Origin of the sequence: Robiginitomaculum antarcticum DSM 21748 (genome assembly GCF_000365025.1) — a bacterium.
Classification (GTDB): domain Bacteria; phylum Pseudomonadota; class Alphaproteobacteria; order Caulobacterales; family Maricaulaceae; genus Robiginitomaculum; species Robiginitomaculum antarcticum.
The window spans coordinates 159,963-183,493 of sequence record NZ_KB823012.1 but is presented as its reverse complement, the minus strand read 5'-3'; the positions used below and the strand labels follow the sequence as shown (position 1 = coordinate 183,493).

The window sequence follows — 23,531 nt, the reverse complement described above, 5'->3', positions numbered from 1 at the left end:
CCTTCATCCACAAGCGCGCGCTATCTGCGCGCGCGAATCGCCTTAGACGGCGCCAATGAGCACAATTAAAATCGCCACATGGAATATCAATTCCGTCCGCCTTCGTATTGAACAGGTCATCCGCTTTCTTAAAGAGCAGGACATTGACGTTCTATGCCTGCAAGAGATTAAATGCGAAGAGCCGCAATTTCCCTATGATCCATTTCGCGAGGCGGGGTATGAGCATATCGAAGTCTCCGGCATGAAGGGTTATCACGGCACGGCAACGGTCAGTAAAATCCCGCTGGAACGCCTCCCCACCGCCTTTTGTCCGCGCGAAGAAGCCCGTCATGTCAGTACGCGCATTGTTGTCGGTAAAACCGATTTCGAGCTTCACAATTTTTATATTCCTGCAGGCGGTGATATTGCCGATCCCGTAGAGAACCTTAAATTCAAACATAAGCTGGATTTTCTGGCGACGATGAACGCCTATTTTACCCAGCGCTTTGCCATTGGCGATGACCAACAGGTTCTGGTCGGCGATTTCAATATAGCGCCGCATGAAAATGATGTCTGGTCACATAAACAGCTCTTAAAAGTCGTCAGCCATACCCCGCTCGAGGTCGGAATCTTGAAAGACTTGCAAGACAGTCACGACTTTATCGATGTCGCCCGCGCGCTGATTGACGATGATGAAAAGCTCTTTAGCTGGTGGTCATACCGCTCACGCGACATTAACAAATCCGATCGCGGACGGAGGCTGGATCATATTTGGGTCAGTCAGGCGCTCAAAGATGCGGCGCTCTGCGGCGGACGCGATGGGTTTAAAGTGCATCGGGATTGCCGCTTCTGGGAGCGTCCATCCGACCATGCCCCCATCGTTTTAGACTTAAATCTGCCCTAAACTGCCAAACCAACACTAAGCGCAAAGAGCACTTGCGCAAAAAAATAAAATGGCGTGATGACCAAGTAATTGCGCGGCCCTGCTAACAGTGTTTGTTTCGCAACAGGTTTGAAGCGGTGCCGCGAGACGAAGATGTCCGACAGAATAAAACACGCTGCTGCGATAACGAATAAGCCATGCCCGCTACTGCGTGTTGCCAGAATGGCGAATGCGCCCATGAGCGCGATCACAACCGAATATAATAATGTACCGGCCTGAAGTTTGCCCGGTATGTCCGTCTTCATTATAATATAGGCCGCAAGCCCGATCAATACAGCCGGAAGGAATGTCCAAAGCCACCACGGCTCAAAACCCCACTGCGCCAGAGCAAAAATATAGACGATATGCGCTGCAGCAAAGGCCGCCATGCCGGCGAGGAAGGCACGGCCTGTGCCGCGTTGAAGCAAGCAAAGATCGCCAATAAAACTGAAAACAAGCGCGGCAAGAATCAACTGTCCGTAAATTGAGTCCATCGCTCCGCTTAAAACGGCAATGCTCAAAAACCCAAGGCCCGCTAGCGTTTTGGAAATATATTGCGCCGTCATTTGACCGCGCAGCTCAGCCATAAGCAGCGCGAAAACGCACAGCGCGTAAAGGCTAAGGACAATCGACATCATTTTCGCGGGGGCGGATCCAGCCCAATTTCAGGCCCGAGTGCAGCTAGAATTTCATAAATTTGAGAGCCGCGATGCATATCGGGTACGCCGCCTAAAAAACCCCTACGATCCTGTGGCAAATGTGACATTGGCTCACCATTGTCCAAAAACGCAAAATGCGAGAACAGACCCTGCCAGACCTGACGGTCCGCGTCGGGCAGATTGCGAAAGGCCATCACCGCATGAAGAAGCGCCGCCCAAGGCTGCTTAAGCTGCGCGCCGGGCGCACTCCACCAATAATTGACCAGCATATTGACCGGAGACAGCGCGCGCACATGATGAAACCACCCCATAGGGATGTAAATGGCGTCGCCGGCGTCAAGCCCGGCTTGATATCCATTATCCAACGCGCGTCTAAAATGAGGGTGAGCCTCAAAATCGGGATTATCCAGATCGACTGTACTGACAGGGGTTCTGCCCGGCGCGGATTCAAGCGGCCCGATATACAGATTGGGCAATTGATCCGGCGCAAATAGGGTAAAACGCCGCCGCCCCGCCACCACACAGGCCATGTTTTCACTGACATCGAAATGCGTCTGCACCGTCGTTTGATTACCGATCCACGCGCGCGGCGGCGTCTCTGCTGGCGGCAGCGTCATAGGATGGGCGCGGGCAAATTCCGGCATATAGTCATTAAGCGGCAAGGACTGGATAAAGGCGGCCGGGGCCGAACTATTGTTTTCATAGGTCAGTAGCCGGTCAAGCGCGACGCCGACCGTTTCCGCCTGTTCTGAATAATTTTGACCTGAGTAATCAGCATTATAATTCAGCCTCCCGGCCAGCTCAGGCGCGGCGAGTAATGTGTTTTGCATCTTGCCGCTATCCATTAACCGCAGATAATCAAATAGCTCCGCCGCGCCGATTTTCCCGCGTTTGACGGCGGGCCAATCGGTGACCAGACCGCGAAAAATAACGGGTTTGGCGGCAAGGCGTAGCTGCGCAAATTCATCAGGCGTCGGCGCGCCGCGCGACTCTATCGCGGCAAACTCCAAATTATCCAAGCTCCAGACGATAACCGCCGGGCTCTGTCACGAGCAAGGTCGCCGTACCGGGTTGCGGCTCGATCTTCTGGCGTAGGCGATAGACATGGGTTTCCAGAGTGTGGGTGGTGACGCCGCTATTATAGCCCCAAACCTCGTGCAGAAGCTCTTCGCGGGCCACAGCCTTGCCCCCCGCCCGAAGCAAATATTTTAAGATATTGGTTTCTTTCTCGGTCAAACGGATATCGCGCCCCTCCGATGGAATGAGCTTTTTATTTGCCGGATGAAATTCATATGGCCCGAGCTGGAACGTGGCATCCTCACTTTGTTCAAAAATGCGCAAATGGGCCCGCATACGCGCCATCAAAATGGCGAAACGAAACGGTTTGGTGACATAATCATTCGCGCCGCTATTGAGGCCCAAAATCTCATTCGCTTCGCCTTCATTCCCCGTCAGCATGACAATCGGCGCAGCCACCCCGGCTTTGCGCATTAGGCCGCAGGCTTCCGTGCCGAGCATGTCCGGCAGATCCAAATCCAAAATGATCAGGTCAAAGGCATTTTCTTTAGCTTGTTTAATTCCCTCGCCTGCCGTTCCGACATCAGTCGTTTCAAACTCGTCATAGAGGCTGAACTGCTCGCACAGTTCTGCGCGCAAATCTTCGTCATCATCAATAATCAGCAGGCGTTTTTTGACGCTCATGGACTTGTCCTTGGATTGTTTGTCCGGACAATAATCCCCGCACCATAAAAAACAAGGTAAAGCGTTTGCACTCGCGAAGCCGTGAAGTACGGTTGAGAGATGGATATGATCGTTAATACCGGAAACAAACAGCTATTATGCAACGGGCAGAGCTATGCTTGCGTCATCGGGCGGAAGGGCGCGATCCCGCAAAGCGAGGGCCGCGAGGGCGATTTTAAAACGCCGCTGGGCCGTTACAGATTAAGATACGGATTTTACCGCGCCGACCGCCTGCCTGCCCCGTCCAGCCCCCTGACATTTCACGCCATTCGCAGCGATGATGGATGGTGCGATGAACGCGGTGACGCAGCCTATAATCAGCCCGTCCGGCTCCCCTACCCCGCCAGCGCCGAGCGCCTCATGCGCGATGACTGTGCTTATGATGTTATCATCGTGCTAGGTCATAATGATGCCCCGCCAATTGCCGGGCAAGGCAGCGCTATATTTTTGCACATTACGCGGGTAGATCAGCGCCCGACCGCAGGATGTATTGCGGTGACGCCGGACGCGATGGCGACAATTCTACCTCATCTCAGCCTCGACAGTTATATTGAAATCATCTAGCTGCGCGCGCCGAACAGCGCAGAGCCGACGCGCACATATGTGGCCCCTAATTTGGCCGCTGTGTCATAATCTGCACTCATCCCCATGGAGAGCTCGGAAAGCCCGTGGTCGGCAGCCAGTGTGCGTAAGAGCCAAAAATGCGCGCCCGGGGCTTCGTCAACAGGCGGAATGCACATCAGACCCTCGATAGTGAGACCATAATCCTGATCCATCGATCTTAGAAATGCGCTCAATTTAGCGGGCATCACGCCTGATTTTTGCTCTTCCTCGCCTGTATTGACCTGAACGAGCAGGCGCGGAAGTTTGCCGCCACCGTCACGGTATTTGGCCAGCGCTTTAGCCAGACTCGAACGGTCCAGCGTATGAATGACGTCAAATAACGCGCACGCATCGGCGGTTTTATTGCTTTGCAGCGGGCCGATGAGATGCAGCTCCAAGCCATCTCTATGCTGGACGAACCGCTCCCCCCACCGCGCGGCCGCCTCTTGCACGCGGTTCTCCCCGAAAATCCTCAGACCGGCGTCCAGCGCTTGCACAATTTTCTCATCTGGCTGCTGTTTGGAGACAGCGATGAGGCGGCAGGGCGTTTTGGACGCCGCCTTTTTCATGACCGCGTCAATGTTTTCAGCCCGCTGTTTTAACGATTTCATATATCATCCGTAATGTCTGCTGTTCATCTTTCATGCAGGAACGCTTTTGTATAGACGGGGCTATAAATTTAACAGCCTATAGGCCCTTTCTATGACTAAATTTTTCAACACTCTCGCCCTATCGGCCGTTTTGCTCACCGGAGTAGCCGGCGTTGCTGTGGCTCAAGAGGCCAGCAAATACACGCCTGAACAATTGGCCCGCGCACAAACTTTCCAAGCTGATATTAAAACCAAAAATCTTTCTAATTCATATAATGATTTAGTGGATTGCAGCGGTTATCTTGACCATTTTTCCGAAGCTTTACCCCAAGACGGAGACGCAGGACAGCAGGCTAAAATTATCCAATCCATAGGCCGGCAATTTCAAATTTCCAGTATGATAACAGGTTCACTTCTGGATTCCGAAACTTACGGTTCTGATACTGTTACACAGTCAGTCGCCTCAAAAAAGTCAGTTTATGCTGCGATGTATCCAGGCGAGCAGATCTTAGCGCCAGCCAGCTTGGAAAAAATGAAATATTGCGAAAGTTACGGGGCCGTTAACGATATGCTATTTGCGGCCGCTCAAAAGATGCTGGCCGAGCAATCTCAGCCTTAAGCTTAATAATAACCGCATATCACAGCTGATTTTCAGACCACGATATGCGGTTTATAGGCTCAATCACTGGGTAGTATGTTTCCGGGCGTGGCGCTATCACAGCCTTATGATATCGCCCATTACTCAAACGCTCTTGAAGACTGTGACGGCCGGGTCGTCTGCGCCGCCGCTCTTTTTTATGACGGATCCGCGTATTGGCGACGTGCGTCCTATAGCGCGCGCCCTGCCTTCACAGTCCGCAATTATTTACCGTCATTTTGGACATGCGGACCGCGCGGCCATAGCTGACGACCTACGGCAAATTGCCTTTGGCGGTGACCACCTTTTTCTAGTTGGCGCGGATCCACAGCTTGCCATAGCGTGCGGCGCGGACGGCGTGCATTTCCCGCAAAATGATGTGGCCGACGCCCATATCTGGAAAGAGCGCATACCGGAGTGGTTTCTAAGCTGCGCTGTGCACGATATGGACTCGATTATTGAAGCCAATGCTGCCCCGCTGGACGCGGTCATCCTGTCGCCTGTTTTTCAAAGTGAAAGTCCGAGCGCAGGCACGCCGCTGGGGGTTAGCGGCTTTATAAACCTCGCCAGCCTGTCTTCACATCCGGTGATCGCTTTGGGCGGTATAAACCGTGCCACCCTGCCGCATATGTCGGGATCGGGAGCCGCCGGTTACGCCGGCGTGTCTATGTTTTTAAATGACGCAGACTAAAACTTAACCGCACCCTCAATGAAGACAGATGTTGCATCCTGCGTCTCTTGGCTAACAACAAATCCGGTGGAGACCGGAACATCACGGTCCGTATATTGAACGCCCGTGCCGATGGTGTAGCGGTCAAAATCATAAGACACGCCCAGCAAAGCCGAACGTCCGGTCACTCCGGTCAGATCATCTTCGGCATAGCCAAAGCCGGTTGTTACGCCCCAATTTGACGGCTTCCATGTCAGACCGACATCTGCGGCGCGGTAATCCCCGTCCGCGGCCCAGCCATTATTGGACGATAGATACGATGTTCCGAACGCGAACTGTCCGTAACTGGCCGTCAGTCCCAGCCCCCAGCTTTGCAAATCGTCAAATTCTGAGATTCCGGATGTATCTTTGGCTCTTGCGTAATTGGCTGTGCCCTCGACGCTGAGCCCATTATTAAAATTACGCGACAGCGCCATACCGGCTTCGACCGCGTCATCAAGTTGCGGCGAGAGAGGCGCATTGGGATTATTGCTGTCATTGCCGCGCACGCAATAATCAACGCCGCAAGCTTCTGTAGAGGGCGCGTAAGACAGGCCGATTTGTACGCCAACGCCGATAGTGTCGCCGAGCAGACGCGGGCTGGTATAGGTCACTTTTTCGGCAAATCCGGAGGCATCATTGACAGTCTTGGTCATATCCAGACCGGAATAATCCGTGCGGCGGTTAGAGACGCGCGCCAGCGGCATAAGCGATGGAGCCTGACTGCTAAACAGCGCGGCTGCGCCGTCATCACGCCCTGCGGTAAAGTCGCCATAAGGCGTACGCACAAACAGATTAGCGGCTTCGAGCGCCAGAGTGTGCTCTTTTTGCTCATTTTGACCAAATGTATAAAGCTGGCTGGTATGCCCGCGCGCGGCGCGCGGCGTGCCCGCAAGTGTCACAGTCGCGCATCCCGGAATTCCCGGCTGGCACCCATTTGTGCCAAACACCATTGTCGAGCCGCCAAACCCGCGGCGATAGCGGTCACGCTGCCCGCGCAGTTTAAGCTTTACGCCATATTCAATGCCGCTTTGGGTTATGGCGGACACTTCCGTGCGCACCATACCGTCCGCGGTCAACTCCGATGTCGTCTCATCACGCGATACGCCCGCCAGACCCATTTTCAGATGACCGTCCGTCTTAACCTGCACATTGCCAAAACCGAGGCGGTTCCACCAGCGCGGCTGTGAGCGGATGGGCGGCGGGGCCTGCATAGGACCTGAATTTTGACCTGCATATTGAGGGCCGGAATTATAATTTTGCGCTCCATTTGTCTGGCGCCCGTAATTCGGCCCCCCGTAATTGGACGCGGGGGCTGGTTGCGTCGTGACTCCTGCCGGATAACCGCCATATGTGGTTTGTCCTGAATATGTGCCGCCTGTGGCGGCCTGTCCTGAATACGGGGACGATGGTTTAGCGGGCGGGATATAGCTGCCGCCACCAGTATATGAAGTGCCGGAAGAGCTTGATGCTGAAGCGGACCCGGAGACTTGCGGAGGCGCGGCGGAGCTTGGCATCCATCCACCGGAGGTTTGCGGCGCAGGCGCGGGAGTAATTGGCGGGCTTTGATATCCCATATCGCGCTGCACTTGCGCCGGCATGGGCCGCGCGAGCGGACCGCCCTGCAGGGCTTGTGTGTCAGCCGGCGCCGGACCGGCATAATAGGCTTTATAAGGGTCGTCTGTTTTGCCGCTTTGTCCGGCGTTTTGCGCAAACCCAACCGTGGACACACCCCCGATGACGATAGCTGTCCCGACTAACCATGACACGCGCACAGGCGGCCCTCCCCTAAATCCTTAAATTCCGTTAAACATTTGGGATGATGCGCCTAATAAATAGTTAACGCGGGCGCTTAGGCGCGGTTTTTGAGCCAATCAGACATGGCCTCTTTAGCGGATATTTCACAGAGGCCGATTGAGGTATCAATACCCGCTTCCTGCAATTTCGCCGCGCCTTGAAAATTAACGCGCGGGTCAGGGTCTATCAGCGCAATAAAGCACCGCTGTATGCCCGCTTGAATAAGCGCATCTGTGCAAGGCGGCGTTTGTCCAAAATGAGAGCAAGGCTCCAGAGTGACATAGACATCAGCGCCGCGCGCCGCCGCGCCGGCCTGCGCGAGGGCTAGCGTCTCGGCGTGTGGACGCCCGCCATCAGCTGTGGCGCCGCGGCCAATAATGACGCCGTTTTTGACTATTACACAACCGACATTGGGGTTTTCGCCCGTGCGGCCCGCTTGCGAGAGAGAGGCCGCGATGGCAGCATTCATAAAGTCCTGATCGGCAGGCTTCAAATAATCCGGGCTCACTTGATCGGCGGCAAGTCTTTCGCCCGCTCCGCATTCAGATAGCGCGCCGCGGTGACCTTTAGAGTGCCATCAGCGATATCGATCAAAAGCGGATTTCCTGTGGGAATTTCAAATCCGGGAATATCATTATCCGCGACGTCAAATAAACTTTTAAGCAGCGCGCGAAGCGAGTTCCCATGAGCGGCTATGATCAGGTTTTTACCAGCTTTAATCTGCGGCGCGATGTGGGCGTCAAAATAAGGCAGAACGCGGTCCAACGTCAGTTTCAGGCTCTCTCCCGTCGGCAGATCAGCTTCGGGAATTCCCGCATATCGCGGATCGTGAATGGGGTGATAATCGGATTCTTTTGTGATTTGCGGCGGCGGAACATCAAAACTACGCCGCCAGATATGGACTTGTTCGTCGCCGTGCTTGTCGCGCGTCTCTTGTTTATTCAGACCGGTCAAACCCCCATAATGACGCTCATTCAAATGCCAGTCTTTCGTCACAGGAAGATATAAACGGTCCAGCGCTTCGAGCGTGTACCACAGCGTTTTTATGGCGCGCTTCTGGACACTGCTATAGGCGGCGTCGAAGTCAATCCCTTCTGCGGCAAGCAGTTCTCCGGAGAGCTGCGCCTCAGCGACGCCTTTCTCGGTCAGGTCAACATCGACCCAGCCCGTAAATCTGTTTTGCAAATTCCATTCGCTCTGTCCGTGACGAATAAGGGCAAGTTTGGTCATGATTATTTCCTCGAAATTATTCCCACTGTTCTTAGGCGGGAAGCCGCGCAGCGTCAAAGGAAGTCGAGAGTTTTCTGAAATTTGACTATACGAAATGTGTTATAATTTCTTACGTAATGGCTGACGCCTGTCAGATAGAGCAAAGCGAAATCATTTGGCTAAATTTTGCGCAATACACGGTCTGAGCGGGGATGAATCTCGAGCCGCTCTTCCAATTACCGTCATCCTCGCTGGTGCCCAGCGAGGATGACGGTATGGAGAATTGGGCGTTCCAATTTCGTGGATAAACAAAAAACAATCCCCGCCTCTCACTTTGCCCCTATCTTTAAGCTGTTCTTATCTCATTGGGCAGGCAAGCGTACGTTGGCTGGCTGGAGATGAGGCGGTGTTGGGATGATCTGTGGCTTAACGTGCCGCGCGGACTCCCGCCAGTGAGAGCTAGAACGGCAAACCCCGGCTCATAGCCGCTGGCAAAGACATTGCTGTGCTGCGTCTTTGTGAAAAAGGGCGCATGTCGAAACTGCGGGGTCACATCCGGAGGGACGGCAGGGACTTTGATAAACGAAACAACACTAACGCGTAAAAGGTAATCCTGTTTTTCAAAGTCCCGCACAGACGCCCTTCTAATAACAAGATAAGAGACAAAAGAGTGAGATAAAAAACAAACTTAACATCCCGCACCACGGAGATGGACGCGAAAGTGAACCCCCAAATATGCGACGACCCCGCGCGGGAGGGAGCGCGGGGTCGTCTTCAATCAGCGGTGCTGCCCGGGGGAAGGGCGCTTAATCACGCTGTTGAGTCAATTAAGCAGCTTTGGACTTTCCAGAAGGTGTCTTGCCGGTTAATTTTTTGTCATTGGCCGCCACTTCGCCGATCGCAATTGTGCGCGGCTTCATCGCTTCAGGAAGCTCGCGGCGCAGATCGATAACCAGAAGGCCATTAACCAAGTCGGCTCCCGTTACAATAACATGGTCGGCGAGCTGGAACCGACGGTCAAAACCGCGTCCGGCAATACCGCGATGGACGAATTTACGCTCGGCATCAGACTCATCGCCTTCGCGCGATGCAGAGATTGTCAGCACATTTTTATGGCTTTCAATTTTCAGCTCGTCCTGACCGAAACCAGCGACGGCCAGCTCAATACGGTAGCTGTCCTCGTCGATTTGCTCGATATTATAAGGCGGGTAGCTGGGCGAATTATCCTGGGACGCCTGGTCAATCATATTGGCCATACGTTCGAACCCGACAAATGAACGGTAAAGGGGTGAAAAATCATAAGTGTTACGCATTGTGATATCCTTTTTAGCAATTTCACATCCCGCCAACATAAGACCCCGGCGGGTTGGGCCTTACGCATATCGGGCCCAAAAGCGACCCGTGCTGCGCGGCGCAGATCCGCACAATGCGGCCTCTGCATAACTTAAAATGGGAGATCAATTTCGGGTTTCAAGGGCAATAGCTGTAGACAACTAAACCCAAAATTAACGCTAGGGTTTGATATAGCGTTGCGCTAAAACACGCCAAATCGGGAGATATTTATGACCTTAACATCAAAATTAAGCGCCGCATTACTGACGGCTTGCGCCATGACCTTAACGGCGTGTGGCGGAGACGAAACGCCTGACGTAAAACCTGCGCAGACAGTAGAAATTGAAACACCGGAGGCCGTGCAGCTCAGCGTTCTCGAGACCATTGCTATGGACGAGACAAGAGGCGAATTCACAGAGCGAAATGCGTGGCGCAATCCGGTGCAAACCCTTGAATTCATGGGCTTGAAGCCGGGCATGAATGTTGTTGAAATCTGGCCCGGCGGGGGGTGGTATAGCTCCGTTCTGATGCCATATGCGGCGCAAACAGGCGGAACATATACGGCGGCATTATTTCCTGAAACCAGCGACTACGCCAAAAGCGGTAACGCAAATTTCCGCGCCTCATATCCGGATGCTTCGACCGTGACATTCGGCAAAGATATCGGCCCTTTAATGAACGCCGATGGCACGGCGGTTCAAGCCGACATGATCCTGTCCTTTCGTAACGTCCATAACTGGATGGGTGGCGGCTATGCGGAAGCAGCCTTTGAAACATTTTATGCCGGTCTGAAACCGGGCGGCACGCTGGGCATTGTCGAGCATCGCCTGCCCGCCACTTTGGAACAGGATCCGCGGGCGCGCAGTGGTTATGTGCAGGAAGATTATGTGATCGCCATGGCCAAAGAGGCCGGATTTGAACTGGTCGAAAGATCAGACATTAACGCCAATCCAAATGACACGGCGGATCACCCCTTTGGCGTCTGGACATTGCCCCCTGTCGGACGAAACGCCGGTCGCGGCGAAGAAGCCGATCCAGCATTTGATCACGCAAAATACGCAGCGATTGGCGAATCTGACCGTATGACGCTGAAATTTCGCAAAGCTGAATAGGCAGGTTTCATTTTTCTGTCGGCAGGCCCCATTGCTTTTGCCGACAAGATGACCATATTCACGCCAAGCACACAGGCAGACGAATTGCTAAATTGGAGGATCTATGACTACTGAAGAAATCGCCGTGAAAATGCGCGAAGCTGTCGCTAAAGCCGGCGGACTTGACAAATCTGTGAAGTTTGATTTTGGTGATGACGGGCAGGTTCATGCCGCCGGAACCGAAGTTTCAACCGAAGACCTTGACGCCGATTGCACGATCAGCGTCGACAAAGCTGATTTCATTGCACTGGCTGAGGGCGAACTTGACCCGATGATGGCCTTCATGTCCGGTAAGCTTAAAGTGGCAGGCGATATGTCTGTGGCCATGGGCTTGCAATCTCTTTTCGCGGGTATGTAATCCGCGCGCCGGGCGGCTCTTTCGCCCGGCCATTACGCCATGCGCGTGACCCCGGCCCCTAGAGTTGACGTCCCCGGCGTTGTCATTCCCGAAGACGCGGCGTTTAGCTTTGCGCGGGTTGACGGGCTGGATATCCGCACGGCCGTTTTTCCCAGCTTTAATCCTCAGCCTCGCGGGACGGTTATTCTTGTTCCGGGCCGGACGGAATTCATTGAAAAATATCTAGAGACGATCAAAGACCTGCGTAATCGCGGGTTTTGCGTCTTTATTATGGACCACCGTGGACAGGGGTTATCGACCCGGCTGCTGGAGGATCCGCTTAAATCCTACGTGCGCAAATTCGGTGACTATGCCCGCGATCTAGTCGAGCTTTTAGGCACTTACAAAGAAGAGCTCCCCCGGCCGCATGTGATGCTCGGTCATTCCATGGGCGGGTGTATCGGACTGCAAGCCATGCTGCGCGGCATGGTTCATCCTGACGCCGCGATTATGAACGCGCCTATGTTAAGCTTGGCCGGATTGGAACAGCCGGGCGTCCCTGAGATTTTATCATTTTTATCCATTATCGGTTTGTCCAAGCGACCTATCCCGATGCAGCCGCAAAGCCGCGGTATCGCGATTGATTTTAAGGGTAATAAGCTGACGTCGGATCGCAAACGCTACGAGCTGTGGCGCAGCTATTTTGATCTGCACGATAATGTGCGGGTGGCCGGACCGACCTATGGCTGGATACGCGGCGCGGTTGGCGCCATGCGCGAGGTTGTGTCCAATGCCCGTAAATTGCAGGCCCCGACGCTTATCGTACAGCCCGGTGCAGACCCAATTGTCATTGCCGAGGATATAAAAAAATTCGCTGAAAAAGCCGGGGCAGAGTTTTTGATGATTCAAGGCGCGCTGCATGAAACCCTGCTGGAGCAGGACCAGTTCCGCGATCAGTTCTTCGAAGCCTTTGACGTCTTTTTGTCCGAGCAGCGGATTTAAACTTAGCTGTCCATCGCCCGGCGTAAATACGGATAGACCTGCTCCAGGATATCCGGATCACCCGCCGCAACAACGCGTCCGCCATGAATTGGCGACTCCCCGTGCCAGCCTGTGATAATGCCGCCTGCGCCCTCGACAATCGGAATAAGGGCGCGAACGTCACAAGGTTTGAGAAGCGCTTCTAGGATCATATCCATCCGGCCGCTGGCCAGCATTGCATAGCCATAAGCGTCCAGCCCCAGCCGCGAGAACCGCGCCGTGCGCCGGATCATCTCATAGCTGGCGCGCTCACCCGCGCTGAACATGGCCAGCGGCTCTGTGCAGCCCAGAACAATGTCGCGAATATCTTTACAGGGCCGCGCCCTTATTTGCGCCGTGCCGCTCCCGTCTTCGCGGTAAGCTTTACCACCATGACCGACGAAGCGCTGCGCCAGAGCGGGGTGATCGATAAGACCAATAACAGGTGTGTCATTATAGCTGACCGCGATGAGCGTGCTCCACACCGGGACGCCGGCCAGAAATGCGCGCGTGCCGTCTATCGGGTCGAGAGTCCAGCTCCACGTGCCGCTGCCGATATGATCGTCAAATTCTTCGCCTATGATGGTGTCATCCGGCAAATCCGTGCGGATCATGTCGCGCATCATCCGCTCAGCATCCATATCAGCCTGCGTGACCGGATCATAATCGGAAACTGTGCCTTTATTCTGTGCGGCGCCGGGATTCGCGAATAGGGGCAGCGTCAACTCCCGCGCCCGGTCGGCCAGTCTGCGGGCTAAATCAAGGCGGACGCTATAATCGGGTGTAGTATAAAGCTCCATAGGCGGCGCTTAACACGCACAGCCCGCCATAAACCAGCATCAATACGCCCTTAAAACTCATCAATTTTAATTGCGTTATCATATATTTTAAACCGCGCTTGAGAGCAGAGGCACGCCCGCGCTTTTTTGGGATAACGACTTGGCGAGGTCGAGCAGATGTTTACGCGGCCCCTCACCCATACCGTAATAGGCGCGAATCAAATCCATGGTCTCTTTTTTGGATAAGACGTCCGGGGCTAATATCTCCGGATCCAAGTCCGCATCATGGGCCGCAAATTCGGATAGGCCTTCATAGAAATACTGCACGGGCACGCGCAAAGCTTCGGAGAGCTCGAACAGACGGGCTGCAGAAACGCGGTTCGCGCCGCATTCATATTTCTGGATTTGCTGGAACCGAATTCCAACCTCGCCAGCCAGATTTTGTTGGGTTAGGCCCAGCAATCTGCGACGGCGGCGGAGGCGCTTGCCAACATGTAGATCAATATCGCTTGTCATAGCTATGTCCCAAATGAGTGTTTCGCCTCTTGGGGGAGCAAGCGCCGTGCCAAACGGGTCAGGGTTGTTCGCTTTTTAAGAGAGTTTTCGCAGTTTGCGTCCTTATTCTGCGGCAATAGGATGAATTACATGTCGAAAATCTGAGGTCATCGCGGCGATAAAGCGCTCCAGATTTTGCGACAAAATCCCAAAGCCGCGCGTCGCGCGCAGCGTCACCGCATTCATATATAAGGCGCGGTTAATCTCGATCTGCAGCGCGTGGCAATCCTCATGTGGCCGGCCGTGGCGCTGGGTAATATATCCGCCTGCATAGGGATGATTAATGGCAACGCTGTATCCTATTTCGCGCAGTATCTGTGCGGCATGTCCAATAATATGCGGCGCGCAGGACGTGCCGAAACAGTCGCCCAGTACAATATCTGCGCGGCGACCATTCATGGCGCCGCTATCGGGCATGGAATGGCAATCAATTAGAAGCGTCTGCCCGTGCGCGCGCAATGTATCGCCCATCAGCCTATCAAGTGCGCGGTGATAAACATCATAATAATGCTCCAGCCTATGCTCGATTTCCATCTCGGCGGGCTGGATATTGTAAATCGGCGTATTAGCCCCGATGGAGTGCGGAATAACGCCAAGACCAACGCGCGCGCGGGCGCTCTCGGGACCATGCCCATCACGCCGCTGGCCAAGAGACAGGTCGGTGCGCGCGCGGTTTACATCAACATAGCTGCGGGGAAACCGTGCGCACAGCAGCGCCGAGCCGTGTGATGGCGCACCGGCAAAAAGCCGGTCTACGAAGGCATCCTCAACACTGCGCAATCTGTCCACAGAAAGCTTACAACTGCGCAGCCAAGCCTCAGGATAGCATCGTCCGCTATGCGGCGCGGCGAAAACAACGGGGCCGGACCCGCTCTGCGGCGACGTGATTTCAAGCACCGGGTCAATGCCGCGGTCAATCTTGACCAAACGGGCGGCAATCCTCTTGCTGCATCGCGCATTTTGAGGCGTTAAGTGCAAATTGGTCATAAATTATTCATGCTCGCCCGTGATAGTCCCGTCAACTGGCGAGGCATTTGCAAACTGTCTAACCAACAGTCGCTAATGTTCTAGTGCGGCACAATTTAATAGCGTTGGTGGAACGTAATAGGTAGCTTGAGGTTACGTGAAGGGATCAAACGGGGATTATGGCCACCATATTATACGCAGAAGATGATCACGCTATGCGGCGCTTTTTTGAAAAGGCGCTGGAGAAAGCCGGTCACCATGTCATTGCCTGTAGCGATGGCGAGCGGGCCTTGCGCGCGCTTAAATTTGCCGACGGCGCATTTGATCTCTTATTGACCGATATCATGATGCCCGGTCTGGACGGCGTTGAGCTGGCCAAACAGGCTGAGATTCTCTCTCCGGGTATCAAGATCATGTTCATTACCGGATTTGCCGCTGTGGCGATGCAGGATCCCAAGACGGCGCAAAGCGCGACGGTATTATCCAAGCCCGTGCATCTGCGCCAACTCGTCGGCGAAATTGACCGCGTTATCGCGGCCTAGACTTATCTGGCGCGCTAGATTTACACTGTAAACAAGGGTCATTTTGTCTTGCGCCCTCCGGCGCGCGGCGATATATCACCGCTTCACTTTCCGGCTGGTATTGCGCCAGATGGAAATTATCGAATGGATAAGCGCGATTAGCTCAGCGGGAGAGCACTACATTGACATTGTAGGGGTCACTGGTTCAATCCCAGTATCGCGCACCATTCTTCGCTCCTGCGGAGCTTCGGATGGCCAACGGCCAAAATTCTGATCCAGTGGACCAAAATTTACGGCATGAATGCCGGGTAGGGCTAGAGCTCGTTGCCGCTATGCGTTTAGTGTACTATTGGAGACATTCCACGCCTAACGCTTTATCTACTCCATCAACCTTCATCTTCCACCGTCCATTATCTTTAAACAGAAATACTTCTGGCCGATAAGCATAGCGGTAATGATAATTATATTCCGACTGTTGCCAGATTTGTCCGTTTGACATTTTGAAAATTGTTTCACCATCCCAACCCTCGAATTCACCATCTATCCTTGTTTCCACTAACTTGCGGGTGCTCGTTGGGCATGTCGAGTTTGACTTATAGTTGGCGCTGGTCGGGGCGCTATCTTGACGGCCGGCGGCGTATGCTAGACCTAACATTTTAATTACTTTTGCCTGATCATCGGGAGACAAATGACTTAGGCTGGCTTCTTCAAAAATGGCATCCCAATTTGTCTGGGCAATCGCTAGCTCGCTAAATGATAGTGTTAATGTTAAAACAACTGAAGCACTAAGAAAATTCATATTTACCCCCAATTATACATTCTTATTAGAGTGATTATCAGAAGGATACTAACGGACATTAAAAGTATAACAAAAAAAATTTACCATTCATTTAATTTTGTAAAAACAAACTTCGCTACGCGTTATACCCTAACATAATCAAAAAACCTCTCCCCTTCCCTCATAATGCGCTGCGCGCTACATAATGCGCAGATGCAGGAGCCCGTTATGAAATATTTACTATCGATCCCGTTTAAAGCCGTTATCACGGCAAGTCTTATCAGCCTTGCAGGAGCGGCAGTCGCTCAAGATGCAAAGCCCAAAGCGAACTTGCCTCAGACCGATATATTTCTGTTTGACCTTTCGCTCGATAGCGAAACCGCCTTATTCAATGGCCGCAATGTTACTGCGCGTCAGGGCTATGATAATCAGCCCTCGTTCACGCCCGATAGCCAAAGTTTTCTTTACGCGCGCGGTGATGATTATCAGACGGATGTTTGGGAATATAGTATTGAGACAGGTGAAGCGCGCCGGATTACTAACACAGAGTCCAGCGAGTTTTCACCCGTCGCCACGGCCGATAATCTGACGATATCCTTCGTGACCGACGGCGCGGGCGCGATCCAAAATGTCGTGACGGTCACGCGGGATAATCCGGATTTACAAACCAAGCTCCTGCCCGCGAGCGCATTGCGTGAACCTGTCGGGTATTATAGCTGGAACGTTGATAGCGGCGATGTTCTGTTCTGGTCGCGCTATGGATTTAACGTCACGCTCGCCAGTTCCACATCGCAAGCCACTCATTATGTCAGCGGCGACGCTGTGCCCTCCACGCCCTATCTCATTCCCGGCACGCAAAATTTCAGCTTTGTCCACCGGCAAGGTAACGGACAGGTCTGGATCAAATCCGTTGACCCAAAGACTAAAGCCGTACGCCCGATAACGCCCATCAAAGGCAGCAATGCTAATTACGGCTGGACGCCCGGCGGTGATATTTTGATGATTGAAAAAGACCGCCTCTACCGCTGGCGCGAAGACGCAGACGGATGGGCAGAGATAGCTGACCTATCCGAATTTGGTATCAAAGACGCCGCGCGCCTTGCAGTCAGTCCCGACAGCACAAAGCTCGCGGTGGTCGGCAATGCGATAGAAACGGACTAATCCACCTCTTGGGCCAGCAAAGCCTCTATTGGAAGCTCGCGGCCCTTGTCGCGGCGCATGGTAAAGCTGCCGCCATAGCCGATGACTGTCCAATCGCCGCTAATATGATCGCCCTCCGGCGAGAGCTGTCCGATATAGCGTACATCATGGCCGCCATCATAGGATTTGATAAATTTTACGACGGAGCCGGAAACCGACCCTGCCATCGTCGCGGATAGAAGTGTTCCGGCATGCGGCTCGAAACTGTTGGGCTCTGTTATAACGCCGGATAATTTACTGGCGTGATGAGAAATTTCAGCATCAAAGTTGATCGGCGCGCGGCTATCGCCATAGGCATATTGTCCTGACCAAAACCCGGATAAATCCTTCATTACCCAGTCCCTGTTGAGCCATAACCGCCGACGCCGCGCACCGTGTCGGACAGGGTCTCCACGACCTCAAATTTATATTGCGGGGCGGGCGCGATAATCATCTGCGCGATACGTTCACCGCGCGTAATCACAAAATCATCCGCGCCATGATTGATCAGCAACACTTTGACCTCTCCGCGGTAATCCGCGTCAATTGTGCCCGGCGAGTTTAATACCGTTATGCCGTGCTTATAGGCCAGACCCGAGCGCGGACGGATTTGGGCCTCATAGCCACCCGGCAGCGCCATAGATAATCCTGTCGGGATAAGTTTACGCTCGCCGGGGGACAGCGTGATCGGCGCGTCTGCATCTACGGCTGCGCGCAGATCCGCGCCCGCTGCAAGCGCGGTGGCGTAGTGCGGCATATCCAGATCACCGAAATGATCCAGCTTTTTAAATTCAATTTTCATTCAAAATACTCCGCGATTTTTTTTGATAGCCTGTGTGCCGCGTCGGCTTTGCGCATTTTCGGCCACATCTCTGTGGCGTCTTTGGTGACCCAAATCATCGTATTGTGATCTCCGCCCATAACGTCGCCCGAGACGTCATTGGCCATAATCCAGTCACACCCTTTGCGCGCGAGTTTAGCTTTGGCGTGATCCAGAACATCATTGGTTTCAGCGGCAAAGCCGATCACCAATTCGGGTCGTTTCACATGATCGCAAACCGACTTCAAAATATCAGGATTTTCGACCAGTTTCAGATCGCTGGCACCCCCGCCGGATTTCTTGATCTTGACTTTACCGTTTTGAGCGGGACGCCAATCCGCCACCGCCGCAACGCCGAGAAATATATCGGCCGGCAGGGCGCGCTCAACCGCATCCATCATCTGCTGCGCGGTTTCGATATCGACGCGCGTCACGCCGTCCGGAGTCTGCAATGCCGTCGGGCCGGAGATCAAAGTCACATGCGCGCCCAGCTCTTCAAGTGCTTCGGCAATGGCATAGCCTTGCTTACCGCTGCTGTGATTTGATAGATAGCGCACGGGATCAATCGGCTCGCGAGTCGGCCCGGCAGTGATTACAACGCGCCGCCCTGTGAGCGGACGCGGGGCTGCGTTCAGAGCCGCTTCGATGGCGTCAGCAATAGCAGCAGGCTCGGCCATGCGGCCCTCGCCAAATTCGCCGCAGGCCATTTCGCCGGCATCGGGGCCGACAAATAATGCGCCATCAGATTTAAGCTGCGCCATATTGCGCTGCGTAGCGGGGTGTTCATACATGCGCACATTCATAGCGGGCGCGTAAAGCACAGGCTTATCCGTCGCCAGCAATGTCGTAGTCGCCAAATCACCGGCTATGCCCTGCGTAGCTTTGGCCATGATATCAGCAGTCGCGGGCGCAACCACGATGAGATCGGCGCTGCGCGAGAGCTCAATATGGCCCATTTCCGCCTCTGCTGTCAGGTCCCACAGATCAGTATAAACCGTGTCACCCGACAGGCTTGCCGCAGAGAGCGGGGTGACAAATTGCGTTCCGCCTTTAGTAATGATGACGCGGCTTTTAATTCCCCGCCCCGCAAGTTCGCGGATCAAGAAAAGCGATTTATAGGCCGCAATGCCGCCGCCAATAATCAGAAGAATACGTTTTTGCGCCATGAGCTGCCCGCTGTTACAGCAGCTTTGTGACATAGAGCGCGGCCACTGCCAAGGCCGCACCGAACCCTGTAAACAAGGCGGGTTTAGCCCATCCTGAAGCGGCGCGCTCCGTCCCTTGCCCTGTGCTTGGCGTATGGCGGCCATTGGCCGCGCCAGAAGATAGATCAATCTCGCCATTCACCCACGCTTTGGACAGGGCTGCGAGATTTTCTACGGCATCGGGAACATCGCGCATCGCCTTTTGCAGGCGGCGGGCATCGACAATGAAATCGTCAATATAGCGTTGCGGGCCCAGCTCTTCGATGGCGGCTTGCTCAACAATATCGCGGCTGGCCTCCCACATATCAAATTCGGGATCGAGACGGCGCGCGACGCCCTCAGTCTGCATCATGGTTTTCTGAAGCAAAATCAGCTGGGGTTGCAGTTGCATATCAAACAGCTCGGTGATTTCGAGCAGCTGCATAAGCACTTTGCTCATTGACACTTCTTCGGCTTTTTTACCGAAAATCGGCTCCCCAACCGCCCGTAAGGCGGAGGCGAAATCCTCGACGCTGTGATGGGCGGGAACATAGCCGATATCGAAATGCACCTGCGCGATTTTTAGATAATCACGCTGCAGGAACCCGTGCAGCGTATCAATCTCGAACCGGATATCCTCTTTGCGCAAACGGCCTAATATGCCGAAGTCGATCAGGACAAGCTCCCCGTCCGGCGCAACGATCATATTGCCTTCATGCATATCAGCATGAAACACGCCATATTGAAACGTACTCGCCAGAAAGCTCTGAATAACGCGTTTGGCCAGCGCTTTTTTATCGATATTAGGATCTGTCAGAATCTCGGGCGAAGACATCGCAATGCCGTCAATCCACTCCGTCACCAAGACGTTTTTATCAACCATGTCCCAGTAAATCTCAGGCACACGGAACAGGCCGGTCTCGGTCGCGATATCGCCGATTTCGCTGGCGGCGGCGGCCTCGAGCCTTAAATCCAGCTCAAGCATAACGGCGCGTCTGGCCTCGGCAACAAAATCGACAGGGCGCAAACGGCGCACATTGGGCACAAATTTATATGCGGTCTTGGCGACGAATTCGATCGTAGCCATATCTTTGCGCATGCGCTCGACAATATTGGGGCGCAGAATTTTGACGGCCACGGTCTCGCCTGTCGGGAGCGTCGCTTTATGCACTTGGGCAACAGAGGCCGCGGCGATCGGCTGTGATAATGAAGCCAGACGCGCGTCCCACGGCATGCCCCATTCACGGGCCAAAGTGGCTTCGGCAATTTTCTGATCAAAGGGCGGAACTTTGTCCTTGAGTCGTGACAACCCCCGGGAGAATTCAGCGTCGAACATATCGCCGCGCGTCGCCAGAACCTGTCCGAATTTGATATAGGCCGGGCCCAGTTTTTCCAGCGCAATGGCAAACCGTTCTCCGGGATTATCAGCGCGTTCGCGTTTGGAAAATATCCGGCTGACCTTACCAAAGACGCGCACAGGCGCAGGCACGGCAAAATCATATTCTTGCGGTACGAAGGCATCATGGCGCACCAGCGTCCATCCCGCGCGTAAAGTTCTGAAGAATGTGCCTAAGCGTCTCATAGTAGGCGGGCTATAGCGCCTTATCTCCTAAGAATATATGGTGATTTTGACGCGGTCATATAAATGTCCGGCTGCATAAGTGACGTGAATTTTAAAAATCACAACAGCGAAGTCCCCCGATCCGTCAGATGCGGGGGTTCCTAATCGTAAAATATTTGCAGCCCTCGCCATTGATCCGTCTTGATCAAGGAGACTAGGTCTGTGAGAGGCATGCGCACTTGCTAACTATACCCCCCTGTGGTATTTTTGAAAGCTAAATCACATCACTTTTAATAAGATATCCCCTTATGACTAATCGCAAAGATCGCCGGAGTAATGTTTCAAAGCGGCTGGCCCGCATTGAAGGTCAGGTTCGCGGCCTACAAAAAATGATTGATGAGGACCGATACTGCATTGATGTGATTACCCAGACAAAGGCTGTCGCCGCTGCGCTGAAAAAGGTTGAGGCCGAACTGCTTAAAGATCATGCCGGGCATTGTCTGGCGTCAGCCATTGCGAGCGATGACATCACAGAACGCGAAACCAAAGTTGCAGAGCTTATCGACCTGCTCCAGAAAAACGCGCGTTAAGCTGTCTTTTGGAACTAAGCTAACACTCACGTCATACGCACGCAAAACAACAAGCCTGTGAGCTAAATTTGCCTAAGCGTCTACAATACCCAAGCCGTTTTTCGCCATGGCCGTCACAGAGACATAATCCAGTTTTCCTGTGCCCAAGACGGGCAGACTCTCTACAGAAATGATCTTTTTCGGCACGGAAATTTCCGGTACGCCGTGGCTTTGCGCCCATGCCAGAAGCGCGGCGCGTTTAGGTTTGGGATGATCGGTTAACAGGACAATCTGCTCGCCTTTGCGTTTATCCGGCACAATCGCAGCGGCATGCATATGATCCGGCCAGATCGCCGCTGCGCAATTCTCGACTACCGTTAAAGACACCATCTCCCCGCCAATTTTCGCAAACCGTTTCATCCGTCCGCGAATAACATAATATCCCTCCTCATTGACAGAAACCACATCACCCGTATCGTGCCACCCCTCATCTAAAGGAATAACCTGTCCGGGCGTATCCGGCGAGATATAGCCCTTCATAATATTAGGGCCGCGCACCCAAAGGCGCCCCGCATCGTCAAGTCCCTCGACGGGCTCCAGACGCGTCTCAATGCCCGGGAGCATTTTACCAATTGTGCCGGAGCGGATATCGCCGGGCTGATTTGCGGCCAAAACCGGCGCGCATTCCGTCACGCCATAACCTTCCAGAACTTCCATTGAAAAACGCTGCTCGGCAATTTTACGCGTCTCATCACGCACGCGCTCTGCGCCGCAAACAGCGATACGCAGAGAGCTAAGTCCGTCATCCGTGCTGGCGCGCATATAATGTTGCAAGAATGTATCCGTTGCAAAGAGCACGGTGGATTTAGATTCAAAAATACGCCGGGCGATAGCTTTTGTTTGCAGCGGCGACGGATGCAAAACCACCGGATGGCCGCTCAGTATAGGCCATAATGTTCCTGCGGTCAGACCGTAACAGTGAAAAGTCGGCAGCGGATTAAAAAATATATCGGTGGGCAGCAAATTTACGTGCTGCTCAATCTGTTCAATATTCGCCAGAATATTGGCGTGAGACAACGCCACCCCTTTCGGATTACCCTCTGTCCCGGATGTAAATAATATGATGCCTGTCTCGTCCGCAGAAGCGCGCGGCGTAAATATTTGCGGCATGAATGGGCCTAGAATAGCGCGTAATTTTCCGCCAAGCCCCATATTTTCGCGCAAATCTTCAAGATAAATAATCTCGGCGACGTCGGATAATTGAGCTATTAAATCTGACAGTCCTGCAAGCTTGATAAATTTTCGGGCTGTAATGATGGTTTTGAACGGCGCCGTGTTCGCGGCAGCTTTCAAGTTTTTAATTCCGGCTGTGAAATTGAGCATAGCGGGCGTTCTCCCCGCCGCATGGATCGCGAGCAAAGTAATAACCGCCCCCGCGCCCGTCGGCAATAATATGCCAATCGTATCACCCGCATTAGTCATTCGTCTTAGCGGTGATGACAATGCAAAGGCTGCGCGGCGAAGCTCCCCATAGCTAAAGGCCCGCCCGTCCCCGTCTGTAACAATTTTTGTATCCGCCCCATGGGCTGTGCATGCGTCTAGAAATGCGTCAAAGACACTGCGCTGCATGCGCCCCAAGGCCCGCCCGGACAGGTCTTCAGATTTCAATATAGCGTCAGCCACGACATCTCCCCGCGGCTCTGTTTTAATATCGGCCGCTTTAGGGGGATAGTAGCGTAAAAGATCATCAGGCGCAAAAGCGGATCGTGATAGAAATGGCGAGATGAATTTCCGGATAATGTGCAGGGCAACTATTCAAAGAATAGTCGGCTAAAGGCCCGCTAAATGCCCCTCAACATCCGTAGAAAAAGCGGCTGATTTTAGAGGTATTTTAATAAAGTGCCGATAAAAATTAAACGTCTTTGCCCCTTAAA

27 protein-coding genes and 1 tRNA gene are annotated in these 23,531 nt (G+C 53.6%); 11 read left to right on the top strand and 17 right to left on the bottom strand.

Going from position 1 to position 23,531, the window contains the following annotated elements:
- Positions 1-55: 55 nt before the first annotated feature.
- Positions 56-883, top strand: a complete 828-nt coding sequence (locus H142_RS0107715; protein WP_017931542.1) for an exodeoxyribonuclease III — start codon at positions 56-58, stop codon at positions 881-883.
- Here H142_RS0107715 and H142_RS0107710 read toward each other — a convergent pair.
- Genes H142_RS0107710 through H142_RS0107700 form a run of 3 tightly spaced genes read right to left on the bottom strand, consistent with a single transcriptional unit; the run spans position 880 to position 3,261 of the window.
- Positions 880-1,539, bottom strand: a complete 660-nt coding sequence (locus H142_RS0107710) for a lysoplasmalogenase family protein (protein WP_017931541.1) — start codon at positions 1,537-1,539, stop codon at positions 880-882. The genes H142_RS0107715 and H142_RS0107710 overlap by 4 nt on opposite strands.
- Positions 1,536-2,579 carry a cupin-like domain-containing protein gene (locus H142_RS14880; protein ID WP_017931540.1) on the bottom strand — a complete coding sequence of 348 codons (1,044 nt, stop codon included), beginning with the start codon at positions 2,577-2,579 and terminating at the stop codon, positions 1,536-1,538. Before H142_RS14880 ends, H142_RS0107710 begins: the two co-directional genes overlap by 4 nt.
- On the bottom strand, positions 2,572-3,261 hold the full coding sequence (locus tag H142_RS0107700) for a response regulator transcription factor (RefSeq protein WP_017931539.1): 690 nt from the start codon (positions 3,259-3,261) through the stop codon (positions 2,572-2,574). The genes H142_RS14880 and H142_RS0107700 overlap by 8 nt, the downstream gene beginning before the upstream one ends.
- 105 nt (positions 3,262-3,366) lie before the next feature.
- Here H142_RS0107700 and H142_RS0107695 point away from each other — a divergent pair, with 105 nt between their 5' ends.
- Positions 3,367-3,864 carry a L,D-transpeptidase family protein gene (locus H142_RS0107695; protein ID WP_233341642.1) on the top strand — a complete coding sequence of 166 codons (498 nt, stop codon included), beginning with the start codon at positions 3,367-3,369 and terminating at the stop codon, positions 3,862-3,864.
- On the opposite strand, the gene H142_RS0107690 is transcribed toward H142_RS0107695, so the two are convergent.
- Positions 3,861-4,514, bottom strand: coding sequence for a YggS family pyridoxal phosphate-dependent enzyme (locus H142_RS0107690; protein ID WP_017931537.1), 654 nt, complete (start codon positions 4,512-4,514; stop codon positions 3,861-3,863). The two genes, H142_RS0107695 and H142_RS0107690, sit on opposite strands and share 4 nt — an antisense overlap.
- A 91-nt stretch (positions 4,515-4,605) precedes the next feature.
- On the opposite strand from H142_RS0107690, the gene H142_RS0107685 reads away from it, so the two are divergent.
- Positions 4,606-5,112 carry a hypothetical protein gene (locus tag H142_RS0107685; RefSeq protein WP_017931536.1) on the top strand — a complete coding sequence of 169 codons (507 nt, stop codon included), beginning with the start codon at positions 4,606-4,608 and terminating at the stop codon, positions 5,110-5,112.
- A 106-nt stretch (positions 5,113-5,218) separates the two neighbouring features.
- Positions 5,219-5,821, top strand: coding sequence for a thiamine phosphate synthase (locus H142_RS14875; RefSeq protein WP_017931535.1), 603 nt, complete (start codon positions 5,219-5,221; stop codon positions 5,819-5,821).
- On the opposite strand, the gene H142_RS14870 is transcribed toward H142_RS14875, so the two are convergent.
- The 4 genes from H142_RS14870 to H142_RS0107665 form a co-directional block, all read right to left on the bottom strand.
- Positions 5,818-7,608 (bottom strand): porin family protein, encoded by a 1,791-nt coding sequence (locus H142_RS14870; RefSeq protein ID WP_156811954.1) that lies wholly within the window; start codon positions 7,606-7,608, stop codon positions 5,818-5,820. The genes H142_RS14875 and H142_RS14870 overlap by 4 nt on opposite strands.
- Before the next feature lie 83 nt (positions 7,609-7,691).
- Entirely contained in the window at positions 7,692-8,144 is a 453-nt protein-coding gene (gene ribD / locus H142_RS14865; RefSeq protein WP_017931533.1) for a bifunctional diaminohydroxyphosphoribosylaminopyrimidine deaminase/5-amino-6-(5-phosphoribosylamino)uracil reductase RibD, read from the bottom strand.
- Positions 8,141-8,866, bottom strand: a complete 726-nt coding sequence (gene gpmA, locus H142_RS0107670; protein ID WP_017931532.1) for a 2,3-diphosphoglycerate-dependent phosphoglycerate mutase — start codon at positions 8,864-8,866, stop codon at positions 8,141-8,143. Before gpmA ends, ribD begins: the two co-directional genes overlap by 4 nt.
- A gap of 806 nt (positions 8,867-9,672) precedes the next feature.
- On the bottom strand, positions 9,673-10,158 hold the full coding sequence (locus H142_RS0107665; RefSeq protein WP_033315128.1) for an Hsp20 family protein: 486 nt from the start codon (positions 10,156-10,158) through the stop codon (positions 9,673-9,675).
- 249 nt (positions 10,159-10,407) lie between these two features.
- On the opposite strand from H142_RS0107665, the gene H142_RS0107660 reads away from it, so the two are divergent.
- From H142_RS0107660 to H142_RS0107650, 3 genes are all read left to right on the top strand, one after another.
- Complete coding sequence (locus H142_RS0107660) at positions 10,408-11,289, top strand: class I SAM-dependent methyltransferase (RefSeq protein WP_017931530.1); 882 nt, start codon at positions 10,408-10,410, stop codon at positions 11,287-11,289.
- A 103-nt stretch (positions 11,290-11,392) separates the two neighbouring features.
- Entirely contained in the window at positions 11,393-11,686 is a 294-nt protein-coding gene (locus H142_RS0107655) for an SCP2 sterol-binding domain-containing protein (RefSeq protein ID WP_017931529.1), read from the top strand.
- A gap of 45 nt (positions 11,687-11,731) precedes the next feature.
- Positions 11,732-12,667 (top strand): alpha/beta fold hydrolase, encoded by a 936-nt coding sequence (locus tag H142_RS0107650; protein ID WP_169331826.1) that lies wholly within the window; start codon positions 11,732-11,734, stop codon positions 12,665-12,667.
- 2 nt (positions 12,668-12,669) lie between these two features.
- Here H142_RS0107650 and H142_RS0107645 read toward each other — a convergent pair whose 3' ends face one another.
- The 3 genes from H142_RS0107645 to H142_RS0107635 all read right to left on the bottom strand — a co-directional run bounded on the left by H142_RS0107645 (position 12,670) and on the right by H142_RS0107635 (position 15,006).
- A complete protein-coding gene (locus H142_RS0107645) occupies positions 12,670-13,485 on the bottom strand; it encodes an inositol monophosphatase family protein (RefSeq protein ID WP_017931527.1) in 816 nt (271 codons plus the stop codon).
- Positions 13,486-13,572: 87 nt separating this feature from the next.
- Positions 13,573-13,980: a helix-turn-helix domain-containing protein gene (locus H142_RS14860; protein ID WP_017931526.1), complete on the bottom strand. Its 408-nt coding sequence runs from the start codon at positions 13,978-13,980 to the stop codon at positions 13,573-13,575.
- A gap of 102 nt (positions 13,981-14,082) precedes the next feature.
- The gene (locus H142_RS0107635) at positions 14,083-15,006 is read right to left on the bottom strand and encodes an N-formylglutamate amidohydrolase (protein WP_017931525.1); all 924 of its coding nucleotides are present in this window, start codon (positions 15,004-15,006) and stop codon (positions 14,083-14,085) included.
- A gap of 158 nt (positions 15,007-15,164) precedes the next feature.
- Between H142_RS0107635 and H142_RS0107630 the strand changes: the two genes are divergently transcribed.
- Complete coding sequence (locus H142_RS0107630; RefSeq protein WP_017931524.1) at positions 15,165-15,527, top strand: response regulator; 363 nt, start codon at positions 15,165-15,167, stop codon at positions 15,525-15,527.
- Positions 15,528-15,658: 131 nt separating this feature from the next.
- Positions 15,659-15,733: transfer RNA gene (locus H142_RS0107625), tRNA-Val, on the top strand.
- 119 nt (positions 15,734-15,852) lie between these two features.
- Here the strand turns inward: H142_RS0107625 and H142_RS16275 are convergent.
- A complete protein-coding gene (locus H142_RS16275) occupies positions 15,853-16,305 on the bottom strand; it encodes a hypothetical protein (protein WP_017931523.1) in 453 nt (150 codons plus the stop codon).
- Between the two features lie 207 nt (positions 16,306-16,512).
- Between H142_RS16275 and H142_RS0107615 the strand changes: the two genes are divergently transcribed.
- A complete protein-coding gene (locus H142_RS0107615; protein WP_169331825.1) occupies positions 16,513-17,445 on the top strand; it encodes a TolB family protein in 933 nt (310 codons plus the stop codon).
- On the opposite strand, the gene H142_RS0107610 is transcribed toward H142_RS0107615, so the two are convergent.
- The 4 genes from H142_RS0107610 to ubiB are packed head-to-tail and all read right to left on the bottom strand — an operon-like array spanning position 17,442 to position 21,049.
- Complete coding sequence (locus H142_RS0107610) at positions 17,442-17,816, bottom strand: hypothetical protein (protein WP_017931521.1); 375 nt, start codon at positions 17,814-17,816, stop codon at positions 17,442-17,444. The genes H142_RS0107615 and H142_RS0107610 overlap by 4 nt on opposite strands.
- Complete coding sequence (gene dut / locus H142_RS0107605) at positions 17,816-18,265, bottom strand: dUTP diphosphatase (protein ID WP_017931520.1); 450 nt, start codon at positions 18,263-18,265, stop codon at positions 17,816-17,818. The genes H142_RS0107610 and dut overlap by 1 nt, the downstream gene beginning before the upstream one ends.
- Entirely contained in the window at positions 18,262-19,449 is a 1,188-nt protein-coding gene (gene coaBC, locus H142_RS0107600) for a bifunctional phosphopantothenoylcysteine decarboxylase/phosphopantothenate--cysteine ligase CoaBC (RefSeq protein ID WP_017931519.1), read from the bottom strand. Before coaBC ends, dut begins: the two co-directional genes overlap by 4 nt.
- 13 nt (positions 19,450-19,462) lie before the next feature.
- Positions 19,463-21,049 carry a 2-polyprenylphenol 6-hydroxylase gene (gene ubiB / locus H142_RS0107595; RefSeq protein ID WP_017931518.1) on the bottom strand — a complete coding sequence of 529 codons (1,587 nt, stop codon included), beginning with the start codon at positions 21,047-21,049 and terminating at the stop codon, positions 19,463-19,465.
- Positions 21,050-21,336: 287 nt separating this feature from the next.
- Here ubiB and H142_RS0107590 point away from each other — a divergent pair, with 287 nt between their 5' ends.
- Complete coding sequence (locus H142_RS0107590; RefSeq protein ID WP_017931516.1) at positions 21,337-21,618, top strand: metal-sensitive transcriptional regulator; 282 nt, start codon at positions 21,337-21,339, stop codon at positions 21,616-21,618.
- A gap of 72 nt (positions 21,619-21,690) precedes the next feature.
- On the opposite strand, the gene H142_RS14855 is transcribed toward H142_RS0107590, so the two are convergent.
- Positions 21,691-23,280 carry an AMP-binding protein gene (locus tag H142_RS14855; RefSeq protein WP_017931515.1) on the bottom strand — a complete coding sequence of 530 codons (1,590 nt, stop codon included), beginning with the start codon at positions 23,278-23,280 and terminating at the stop codon, positions 21,691-21,693.
- Positions 23,281-23,531 lie beyond the last annotated feature (251 nt).